The organism is Edaphobacter aggregans DSM 19364, assembly GCF_000745965.1.
Classification (GTDB): domain Bacteria; phylum Acidobacteriota; class Terriglobia; order Terriglobales; family Acidobacteriaceae; genus Edaphobacter; species Edaphobacter aggregans.
In genome coordinates this window covers 1-11,454 of sequence record NZ_JQKI01000157.1, presented here as the reverse complement: position 1 = coordinate 11,454, position 11,454 = coordinate 1, and the positions used below count along the sequence as shown (strand labels likewise).

The 11,454-nt window shown below is 54.4% G+C and carries 8 protein-coding genes and 1 pseudogene; 6 read left to right on the top strand and 3 right to left on the bottom strand.

All coding sequences use genetic code 11. The features are described 5' to 3' along the window. Both Q363_RS27390 and Q363_RS27385 read right to left on the bottom strand, forming a co-directional pair. Positions 1 to 464 (bottom strand): annotated as a pseudogene (locus Q363_RS27390) (site-specific integrase); the annotation flags it as partial. A 126-nt stretch (positions 465 to 590) separates the two neighbouring features. After that, entirely contained in the window at positions 591 to 1,601 is a 1,011-nt protein-coding gene (locus Q363_RS27385; protein WP_035357047.1) for a Vgb family protein, read from the bottom strand. A 316-nt stretch (positions 1,602 to 1,917) separates the two neighbouring features. Between Q363_RS27385 and Q363_RS41345 the strand changes: the two genes are divergently transcribed. After that, the gene (locus Q363_RS41345) at positions 1,918 to 2,139 is read left to right on the top strand and encodes a hypothetical protein (RefSeq protein WP_211256385.1); all 222 of its coding nucleotides are present in this window, start codon (positions 1,918 to 1,920) and stop codon (positions 2,137 to 2,139) included. Positions 2,140 to 3,743: 1,604 nt separating this feature from the next. Here the strand turns inward: Q363_RS41345 and Q363_RS27380 are convergent. After that, positions 3,744 to 4,886 (bottom strand): acyltransferase family protein, encoded by a 1,143-nt coding sequence (locus Q363_RS27380; protein WP_035357046.1) that lies wholly within the window; start codon positions 4,884 to 4,886, stop codon positions 3,744 to 3,746. A gap of 183 nt (positions 4,887 to 5,069) precedes the next feature. Between Q363_RS27380 and Q363_RS27375 the strand changes: the two genes are divergently transcribed. The 5 genes from Q363_RS27375 to Q363_RS42330 form a co-directional block, all read left to right on the top strand. Then, a complete protein-coding gene (locus Q363_RS27375; RefSeq protein WP_157467677.1) occupies positions 5,070 to 5,855 on the top strand; it encodes a winged helix-turn-helix domain-containing protein in 786 nt (261 codons plus the stop codon). Between the two features lie 52 nt (positions 5,856 to 5,907). Further along, positions 5,908 to 6,990, top strand: coding sequence for a TolB family protein (locus tag Q363_RS27370; protein ID WP_084080833.1), 1,083 nt, complete (start codon positions 5,908 to 5,910; stop codon positions 6,988 to 6,990). Between the two features lie 862 nt (positions 6,991 to 7,852). Beyond that, entirely contained in the window at positions 7,853 to 8,989 is a 1,137-nt protein-coding gene (locus tag Q363_RS27365) for a lactonase family protein (RefSeq protein ID WP_035357029.1), read from the top strand. 273 nt (positions 8,990 to 9,262) lie between these two features. After that, a complete protein-coding gene (locus Q363_RS27360; protein WP_084080832.1) occupies positions 9,263 to 10,258 on the top strand; it encodes an alpha/beta fold hydrolase in 996 nt (331 codons plus the stop codon). 778 nt (positions 10,259 to 11,036) lie between these two features. After that, positions 11,037 to 11,454, top strand: a 418-nt coding sequence (locus tag Q363_RS42330) for a helix-turn-helix domain-containing protein (RefSeq protein WP_169747157.1), incomplete at its 3' end; no start/stop codon positions are given.

Sequence of the window (11,454 nt, the reverse complement as noted above, 5' to 3'; positions counted from 1 at the left end):
ACGGCCAACATCGCGTAGTTCCTTTTGCCTTTTACTGAAGCCCGGTCGGGAACGCCAAGCAGCTCTCTTCCCTGCGTGGACGTCAACCAGTTGCCGAGTCGAATACCGAGGCGCTTGGCACCTTTCACTCGCCGGATACCCGCTGCGAGGTCAGGACTCAGCAATCCGTTGTCAGACGCTTCATACGCGAGCCGCCGGACAGCTGCGAGACGCAGGTTGATGGTCGCGGGTGCCAGTTGGCGGGATTCCAGGTAGTAGCGATACCGTAAGACTACGGTCCTGCCGAATGCCAGGCGAGGTTCCGAGCAATACCAACTGATGAAGTCATCGATGGCAAAGCCATAGGTCCGCTGTGAGGCGACTGATCCCAGGCTCTGAAGAACGGATGATTTGGAGTGGTCGAGGTCGGGTAGACGCAGGACGCTCCTAGGCGACCTGCGCTTGGGCTTGTTCTTCTGTCGCATGGCAGCGGTCTCCCTCACCGCCGCTCAATCATCTGCCCAGCCAAGTTGTCTTTGCTGAAAACCCCGTTTTCAGGGGGTCACAGACACGACTCGTTCGTTCACATTTCCAACAGGACACTCCGAGTACTACTTGCTGCCGTTGGGGAAGCGTAGGCGCCACACCTTTGCTCCCTTTAGGTCGCTCAGCCACAATGATCCATTACCAACGCGAATGCTGTCGCCTCCGCTGCCATGCCATTGGGCGACGACGGTATTGGTCTCCGGAGCGATGCGTGTGATGGGATAACCAATCACGGTCGCCCATACAGCGCCGTCACCGAAGGTGATTTCGCCACCACCTCCGGGAATTCCTGCCTCGATCAACGCCGTCCGTTTGCCGGTTGACATGTCTATCCGAGCTACGCTTCCGTCGCCCTGATTCAAGACCCAGATGGAATCCCCACCAACTGTCAGGAAGCGGGGTCTGGGGCCTACCTGGGTTTGGCTGATAACCCTGTTGATTGCGGGATCAACGCGCACAAGCATGTTGCAGGTGTTGCAGGTGATCCAGATGGAGCCATTCGCAAAAACCGGATTGAACGAACCTGCTGGAATACGAACATGTGCTCTCACAGCATTGGTTGCTGCATCGATGCGTGCAAGGTCGCCATCTTTCGAGGTAACAATCCATACACTGCCTGCGCCAACTGCAATTCCGCCTTCGTCGTCAGCGGGACTGGCGGCAATAGTGGCCTGTAATCTTCCCGTTTTGGCGTCAACGCGGACTACTGTGTGGTCGCCGCAACTTGGAATCCAGAGGCTACCGAATCCTACGGTCAATCCAGAGCATGGCTTGGCGACAGTCACGACCTTCCCAGGCCGGTTGGTCTTCGCGTCCAAACGAACGACGTGATTGACGTTTGAACTTGTTACCCATACTGCATTCGGGGTAACCGCCATCCAGTCAGGGCGTCCTTCGACCGCAAATGTCGCGACAGGAACAAGCTCGCCCATCTCATGTTGAACACCCGGTGTTTGCACGCCAGTGTTCCGGGGATACTTCGGCTCAATGGTCTGTGCAGGAAGTAACGCCCCTGCCAGAATCCCAAGGGTACTTAAGGACCACGCCACTGACAGGTGCACCGCTCTCATGTTCATGATGTCACTCTATATCTGCCGATAGTGAGAAACGTGATTACGTTTAAGCCAATCACGTAATACCTATGGGACCCATGAGGTCACGGTGCATTATCGCTGGCACCCGTTCCACGGCTGCAAACTGCGGTTGGTCAAGAATTGCCAAGATCGCCGACATTGATGACCTTTACTGTGAGACGCCCAGCGGCATTGTCTTCGGAATTCCGCATTGGATGACAGATCCTGGGCGCTGCGCCACGATGGAGATCGCCGACCCCGTCATCGGGTTGGGTGCCTTGGCCGAACTGCGCAGGCTCCTGGATGGTCTAAAGTCTCCGTGAGCGCGCTTTCAGCCGTACGGGAGCGTGAACCTTGTTTCAAGGGGGACACTGTGCTGATGAACAGAAGACCAGCGGCGCGGCAGTTGCCGTTGCTGCTTGACCTTGAGGAAGTCGTGCCCGTTCCTGCCGAGAAGCAGACGGAAGTAGAACAGGTCTTGGCCGATCTCTTGCTCAGCGCCGCCGGCGTCGATGCGGAGGAAGACGGGAGGTGTTCATGACGAGCGACAAAGTCACTCCGGACCATCTTCGCCGCCGGGCGATTGTGTACGTCCGGCAGTCGACCGTTGTCCAGGTGCTACATAACCTCGAAAGCCAGCGCCGGCAATACAATTTCGCTGAATGCCAGGCAGTTGGGCTTCGCTGAAGTGGTTACCATCGATGAGGACTTGGGTAAATCGGGATCCGGCCTGGTTGAACGCCCTGGTTTCCAGCGGTTAGTCGCGGAGGTTTGTGGCGGCCAAGTAGGGGCCGACGCACGACGCCTCGCCCGTGACGGATGCTAAGGCGCCATCGGGGATTGCTTCTCCGCTAGGGGCTGTATGAAGTTCAGAAGCCATACAGTCTGCGGATCAGGATTCCTTCTGGAGAAACACAGATCATGTTTGCCATGAACAGCGGCAAGATGATGGGCACTCAGCGTGGGAACCACCGTCTTTGCGGTAAGCAGGACCTAGTGGAATCGTGCTGAGGCTCGTCCCCTTGCAACTGTCAACCCTAACCTCCAGACTTGCATCCTTCGCTATTGAAGAACCGGACTCAGGCTGCATCAAATTAGGGCCGTGAAAGATATACGGGATACTCCGGACTCCGACCATCAGACCAGAGAACCGGTCCAGATCTGCATCGCGATATATCCAGCAAGATGTTGAAAAGTCACGCGGAAGACAGGCCTTTCGGCGCTTCGTGGTGGATCCTGCTCCAGTTGAATGCCCGCAGTACCTGTGCAGGAGTCAAACCAACGGGATGGTGAAGGTTAGCGCAGCGGAGATGGAGAGCAGGAACAACTTGAGATTTCCCAGGAAAGATACGAAACTCAGCCGCCACATGCGTTCCGATTCGCTTTTGGTTGGAGCAGGTAAATCTTCGAACTGTTATCGATGGCGGCCGCAATGGCATCGACATCATCTGGCCGATTCGCAAACGTGCGGAACACGCCAAGCGTGTCTGCTCGGCTCGAGTGTCCGGTAGCTATGAGGAGTAGCGAAGATATTCATAATCGAAGTAGAGGTTTTCATCCTCGTCGGGGTTGGAATATATACCCACAATCGTCAGTTCCAGGGTCACAGGAAAAATGTCTCCAACCAGCGGAACACTATCGCTAATTTCCCATCCGAATCTGTCCGCCAATTCCGTCCAACAATGCACGACGTTCGGGTGTGTAGGAACGCGGCCTTCTGATCATCCGGGAGTTGCACTTCCGGTTTTGATTCGAAAGAATCTGTAGGGCTCAACCGCAAAGCGAGCAAAGAAGTTGCCAAGATCACGCGTGTCTCTATACGTGTCACGGAACTATTGCCAGATCGTCGAGGCACGAACCCAAGAATCCTTCTGATCTTGGGAAGAAATTAAACGGGCATTGGTTGCGTGATAGAAACGCCACGGTGGGTCACGAGCCGAAGGGCTTCCGCCGGAGCCGACTCAGGTTCGAGAAAGAGAGAGCGATATGCGGCCGCCCGTTAAAATCGTAAGCAGACAAAGCGACAAAGCCACGCTCCCAACCGTCAATAAACTCCTGCGGGGGTTCCGGACAAACTCGCCACCATCAATGACCCCGAAACATCAGTGCGTCTTTCTTGGCCGCAGAACTCTGCGCGCCGGTTCCTCAAGTAATTGATAGGAGAGCAACGAAGCTCCGATGGCAGCACCTACGCAAAGTACCACTCTTATTCCGTACGGCAGCCAGGGCATTGCTTGAAATGCTCTGGTCATCACAAACGAATGCAGCAGATAGAGGCTGTAGCTGGCTTCGCCGAGGAGTACGAGCGGAGGGAGGGCCAGGAATCGCGTCCATCGCGGTTCGTGCGCGACGCCGTAGATGATCAGGGCGAACGAGGGGGGAGAGAAAGCCAGCTGAAATCATTGGATTGGGAATGCGCGCGGCGAACGTCGTGATCAGTAAAATCGCGGCTGTCCCGCTTAGGGCACAAATAGAACCGAGCAGTTGATTCCTTCTACTGCTTAGGAACAATCGGCCCGCTAACAGGCCGACTATGAATTCCGGGAGCCGTACTAAGGGGTTGAAGCTAAGGACGTTTTTCCAGAACAACGTTACTTCTGTCGAGTTGATCTTATCCACTCCATCGGGGTGAACGAGGATGTAGCCCACCGAAAAAGCGAGGCTGGCAAGCGAAAAGACTGCAATCGACGACAAAATTCGACGGCGTGAAAATGCCTTGGTCCAGCGCAACAGAAATGGAAATAAAGAATAGAAGAAGCTTTCGACGGAGAGGCTCCAACACACTAGGTTCCAGGTGAGAGCGCCTTGCGGGACCCATGCCTGCAGGAGAGCGACGGTTAAGATCGCGCCCAACACAAGGTGCCGTTCGCTCCAGGCAAAGAACGGCAAGTTGAGGTGTCGCACTGCAAACAAAAAGAACGGCGCAGTGGCAGCAAGCGAGAAAACGTACGCGGGATAAATTCGGGCAAAGCGCGCCTGCCAGAATCGCCGGGGGGCGATATCAGTGGCGGCATAGGTGTAGACCAGGATGAACCCGGATAGAACGAAAAAGAAATTCACCCCGATGTAGCCGATCCCGGCGAAATTCTGATACCACCAAGGTCCTCCAGGCAGAATCCCCTCGACTTTAAGGTGGAACAAAATGACATGAAGCGCTGCGAAAAAGCGGAGGGTTGTCAGCCCTGCCAGTTGAGGACGTCCGAAATGGGAGCTTGAGATACCTTGTTCTGCTCTGCAGCGAACCAGTGTTTCGGACAAACAACGGTCGCCGACTGCCATGCTGGCCATATTTCCCTCCTTCATCGTGGGCAATCAATATGGCTTGTGCGTTAACGAATGACAATGGTGGCCGTCTAAAACCCAGATAACATTCATCTCACATGCCAAGTCATTGAATTAACGACTGCTACGGGTGCCTTAGGCGCATACTCTTGTGGGACGCCGCTGCTATAGTCGGGGGACGAGATACCCGTGCCTACTTCGAAAACTGTGATCGTTCGCTTTGGTCCGTTTGAAGCGAACTTGTCCACTCAGGAACTCCAGAAATTTGGAACACGGCTGCGCGTTCCTAACCAGTCCTTTCAGATTTTGGCGCTCCTGCTTGAACGCCCAGGACAGCTGATCACCAGGGATGAGCTCCGGCAGAAGCTCTGGCCCTCGGACACGTTTGTTGAATATGACCAGGGTCTAAATGCGGCGGCGAACCGCCTGCGGGATGCGTTAGGCGATTCGGCCGACAAGCCGCGCTACATCGAGACTTTGCCTCGGCGCGGCTACCGGTTCCTGGCAAAAACCGAAATTGTTTTTGAAGAACACGACGAGACTCCAGCGATTGATGCTGGCCAATCGACTTCGCCGTCCGCCGCGGTTCCGGTTGCAGCGGAGAATCCATCGATGTCAACAGTGTTCCTGCCGGTGGGGCGATCAGCGGAATCACGCGGATTCAGCCGGAGGACATTCGGTTTAGCGGGGCTGGCCATTTTGATTTGCGTCCTTGTCCTCGCGGTCAGTCTGCTCTGGCTGAAGAGGCGTCCCAGTGGGCCAAACTTCTCTTCGATCAAGATCACTCCCTTTACGAGCCTTCCGGGGCAAGAAGTCGCTCCCGCGTTTTCACCTGAAGGTAGCCAGATCGCATTTGCCTGGAGCAGCAATCTCGAGAAGGGATTCGATTTGTACGTAAAGACAATTGGCTCCGAGCGGATGATCAAGCTCACGGATCATCCCGCCGCATTGGATCAGCCCAGCGTGGTCGCCTGATGGCGCCGAGATCGCATTCTCCAGATGGTCGCAAGAAGAAAGCGGAATCTTTGTGATTCCAGCCCTGGGAGGTCCTGAGCGTAAACTTGCTGACGCCACGTTCTGGTACGAACCTTTCATGAAGATTAGTTGGTCGCCAGATTCGAGGTCGCTCGCTTATTGGTCAACTGGGGAAAGCGGTTCGCATATATTTCTTCTTCCCCTCGATACCTTGCGTCCGCGAATGGTAAATCCTGACCTGCATTGTTGGGATATGGCTTCGCCCTCGATCTCGCCGGATGGAAAGAATCTCGCATTTGTTTGTACTTCCAGCATCGCCGTTTACGCCATCTATGAGTTGCCGCTATCGGGCGGATCGCCGCGCCGGCTGGCCTCGATGATGGGCTACTTCGGCGGCCTCACTTGGTCAATGGACGGAACACGAATCGTCTTTTCCAACGATTCAGGGGACGGAGGATCGCTTTGGCAGGTGGACCTCGATGGCCGATTGACCAAGCTGCCTTTCGGCGAGGAAGGTTCGAATCCATCCTCAGCCAGTAAGCGCGATCGGCTCGCGTACGTCCGGGGTTGGAAAACGGTTGACATCTGGCGAGTGGATCTGCATTCACAGCACCCAAAAGAGTCCGCAACAAAACTGATCTATTCAACTCGCATCCAGAGAGTCCCGCAATATTCGCCCGATGGACAGAAAATTGTTTTCGAGTCGGATCGTTCGGGCTCACATGAAATATGGCTTGCGGATGCGGACGGGGGTAATTTAGTTCAACTAACAACTTTCAACGGCCCGCAAACGGGAAGCCCAGGCTGGTGCTCCGACGGACGCCGTATCGCCTTTGACTCGCGAGCTTCTGGTTCCTCTGCCATCTTCGTTGAGGACATCAATGAAAGGTTGCCTCGTCAGGCAAAGACCAACGTTCAGAACCTTGCTTTGCCAACCTGGTCGGATGATTGCCAGTGGTTGTTTGCAAGCGATGGACACGATAATCTGTATCGCTTTTCGTCTCAAGGGGGCCCGGTCAAGCGAATCAGCGATAAAGGCTCCTGGTTCAGCATCGTCAAAAACGGGCAGGTATTTTTCAAATGTAAAGCAAAGCAACAATGTCGCGATCTGGTCCGAACCTGTAGACGGGGGTGAACAGGAGCCTCTGAACGGCATACAGCTGCTTGATGCCGCGGCGAGCTGGACCGCAACCACGCGCGGTATCTACTACACCTCTTCCTGGTCCGCACCAGCGGCTATCACCTTCTACGACTTTGGCACGCGAACAGTTCGGCGTCTCTGCACCTTGCCGCAATATCCAACCCGGGGTGGCGGTCTGTCAGTTTCTCCGGATGGCCACTGGCTTCTGTATACCCAGACGGATGACGCGCAGAGCGACATTATGCTGGCTAATCAGCTTCAGTAGTCCTGCCCGTCTGCTGACAGCTGGTTACTTTCCGTGCAAGAGTGATCCCACGCGGCGCGGTCTTTTTGCACAATATCTGCAAAAGGCGAACGCGGCCCTCCTTGACTGACGGGATGGCAACCGACGCAGTTCCGAATGTTCGTGCGAGTTTCCCGTCATTTGCCGTGATTCCGTACGAAGATGCTTCCGAAATTGAGCGGGGCTGTAGGGGAGTTGCTTTTGCGGGATTTGCTCCTGGCTCCCTTGACATGCAGGCTCATCCGGCCTCCGACTCTCCACTGGCATTAAGAAAGAGAGGGACAAGATATCCGGAAGCGACAGCGTTAAGGCTACAGTCACTCCCGGTTGACGGGCAAACCTTACCTTATCGATTAGGGAAGGTTTGCCGACCAACCGGGAGTTGCCGACAGCTTCCGCGCCGGTGTAGTTCATTTCAATGCATTTTCGGCCGCGCCCTTAGGAATTACTAGCGTTTTTGGGAAAAACACGCCAATTGTGGACAACACCTCCTGCCCTAACGGGATTAACGTTCACATCAACTGATCAAGCGCGGTGCATCTGCGCGCGATCCGTCACCCCTAGGAGCTGGAAATGATCAAGGTAACTCATTGTCTGTTGGCGATCATGATAGGAATTGGTGCGACGTCCTCGGTTCTTCACGCTACAGAATTCAACAACAGAGACAATGCCGGCGCCGTATTCGTCATGACAAATGATGCCGGCAAAAACCAGGTCATCGCTTTTGAGCGCAGCACCAATGGCACTCTCGGCGAAAGCACCTCTTACGACACGCACGGTCGGGGTAGCGGAGGCACGACTGACCCACTCGAATCCCAGGGCTCGCTCACGCTCAGTCAAGACAATTCACTGCTTTTTGCAGTCGATGCTGGTAGTGGCAGCGTATCCGTCTTCAGTGTTCATAAGGCTCTCCTTACCTTTCTCAACAGGGCGCCTTCAGGCGGCGCGCAACCTTCGGCGGTCGCAGAGCACGGCGGCCTGGTATATGTCCTCAACAGTGGCGGAGCCGGCAGCCTCGTAGGCTTCCATCTCGACTTCGGCGGTCAACTCAAGCAGATCAAGAACTCCACCATGTTCCTCACCGGCACTACAACCGGAGGAGCATCCTTGTCTTTCAGCCCCGATGGCCAGTTTCTTCTCGTTCCGGAGCGCGTTGCCAATAACGTCGAAGTCTTCCGCATTCGGCCCGACGGCACTCTCTCGCCCATTGTGGTAAACGCCAACCCCGCCCCCGGTACCTTCTCTGTGGCATTTGCACCGGATGGAGCGGCGATTGTCTCCGAGACCGGTCCTGCCAATGGAACCAACGCCTCGGCGATCTCTTCTTACAAGGTCAACTCCAATAGCACCCTCACTGCTATCAGCCAATCCGTTCCCACCCTAGGCGCCGGCAACTGCTGGAGTGCGATTACACCTGACGGGACTAAGGTCTACACTTCGAACTCCGGCAGCGACAACATTTCAGGTTTCAATATCGGGGAGAATGGAACGCTCACTCCCATCGCCGGAACGATCGTCGGCGAGAATCCCACGGGCAGTCACAACGTAGATATCGCCATCACCGCAGATGGAAAATTCCTCTACACGATCAACTCGCAATCCGGAAATGTCGGCACGTTCGCGATCAACCAGGATGGATCTCTCACTGATCTAGGCCAGGCTGGAGACCTTCCCAGATCAGTCGGGTTCAACGGCATTGCCGCACTCTAAGCAACGCCCTCAATCAGAGTCAGTTAGGTCATGGTCTCTTCCTTCAATCGCCTTTCGTCTTCAATGGCATGTCGGATGCTTGAGTGGAAAGATAATGAAGAAGCTACGAAGTCTATCTGAAAAAGCGCAAAGCACCCGCCCAGGTCTGATTACAAACCATCCGTCGGACAATGTCGCCTTACGCGTCGCGCGATAAGGGGTACGCATGAAAGTCGTTTCTGACGTGCGGTTCGCCCTCGAAAGGAATCGGCGTCGGGTGGAAAGGAGTACGAAATGAAACGCCGAACCATACTTCACGGTTTTGGAGCCGCCTCGATTAGTGCGCTTCTATCAAGTTCATTCATCACATCCTCAGGAGCACGAACGATGACAAATTCCCAACCATCACACCTGCCGGACGACGATTTCGAATCATCGCAGGTCCAAGTCGAAGGAAACAACATCTTCATCCGCCGTTATGGGAAAGGGCCAGCCATTCTCATGGTTCACGGGTTCCCGCGCACCAGTCTTATGTGGCGCTACCTGGCACCGAAGTTCGCAGACGATCATACGATCATTTGCGTTGACCTGCGTGCCTATGGTCAGAGTGGCACGCCTTCATCGTCAGACGACCACTTCCCCTATTCCAAGCGAGCGATGGCTAAGGAACTCGTGGGCGTTATGGACAAACTGGGGTTCAAAACCTTCACAGTTGTCGGACATGATCGCGGTGGCCGCGTCTCTTACCGAATGGCATTGGACCACCCCGACAACGTAGATCGCCTGGCGGTGTTTGATGTCATCCCGATCTCGGAAGCGTGGAATCGATCGGACGCCAGATTTGCCCGGACTTATTGGCCCTGGATCCTACTTTCTCAGCAGAGTCCATTGCCAGAAAGCTATTTGCGTGGCGCTCCGACGGCAGCCTTCGAAAACCCTTTCGGCCATGGCTCGTTCGGTCCAGACATTTTGGAGCAATATGTCATGTCTTATCGCGATCCCGTCCGAGTTCATGGCATCTGTGAGGAGTATCGAGCCGCCGCAACGATTGACGTAGAACATGATCATGCAGATAAACAGGCGAAGAAGCAGATTCAGTGTCCCATGCTGCATCTTTGGGCGGAAGGTGGTCCGCTGGACACCTTTTACGCCAAAGACGGTGGTCCTCTCGGGATCTGCAGTCAGTGGGCTCCGCTTGCGCAAGGCCACGCAATGCGCGGAGGCCACTTCTTCCCAGAAGAAAACCCGGACGACACCGCCAGTGTTCTCCGAGAATTTCTAAAAGGGTAGTTCCATTCTGGAAGCTTAGGCTCCGATGAGCCGTTATCAAAGATTTTGAAAGCTAAGTATCTTTATCGTTGATGATCATTCTGGTGGCTCTACTTAATTCTCAGAGAGCATTTTGTTCATGACTGAACTGCTGAATAACAATCTTAATAAATGGGAATAAGAACGAAATAGATGTGTTGCTGTCTATAAAGGTGATCTTTGATTCAGTAGGCAGGTCAATCTCGTGAAGAGGGACTAATGAAGAACCTGTTGGACAATGCTGACAGAATTTGGTTTATGCTTCGCATCCTGAATTCAGGTGAATAGAACAACGGTGTTTCTGAATGAGATATAAAACGTGCAGCCGCTTAACTACAGTAGCTTCCAGCTCTAAGTCTTTAGGGAGTCCTATGTGCTGCCGATTGCTAAGCCTCGCCAGAATTAGCTCTACGGCTTTACGAGTTGCCTAATGTCATTTTCTAAAATGCCGACATTGAAAATTCGAGCGCCACACGGAATACGGAACTCTTCTTATCAGTCTCGTATGTGGAATGGTGTCGCCGTCTACCACGTTACACAGTATCTTGATCCAGGGCAATGCTGGCAAAACCTATGTACAGAGCAGGCTAACGTCGGGGTGGTTCTCGAACAGGTTGGCGGGTATTGCGAGCCGCGTACACGTCTCAACAACCCTACTCCGCGAAGCCGCTATGATGCCGGTCATGCGATGTATATACCCCCGTACGTGGACGTGTGGGGGTGGGGTGCCGACTCAATCAGTTCCGTGCGATGTATCAGAATGCACTTCGACTACCAGGTCGTCGAAGGTCTTCTTGGCGATGAGTCCGATCGCAAGAGGTGGAATGAGCCACTTCTTTTGCTTTACGATGATCGCCTTACTCAATGTGCAGACCTGCTCGCGAAGGAAATTGCCGAGCAGGACGATGATTTGCCTCTTTTTGGAGAGAGTCTGGTGACCGCGTTGTTCGCCGCCCTCTTCACAGCACCGCGAGCGAGGTTCAAAGCCTACCAGAGCGGGCTTACACGATCCCAACTTAGCAGAAGCTTGGACTATATAGAGGCAAATCTTCTTAACAATGTCCGGCTTCATGATCTCGCAAGCGTGGCGGGACTATCACCGTCGCATTTTGCGCGCGCCTTCAAGACATCCACTGGTTTGACTCCTTATCGGTGGGTCATTGAGCAGCGTATCCACC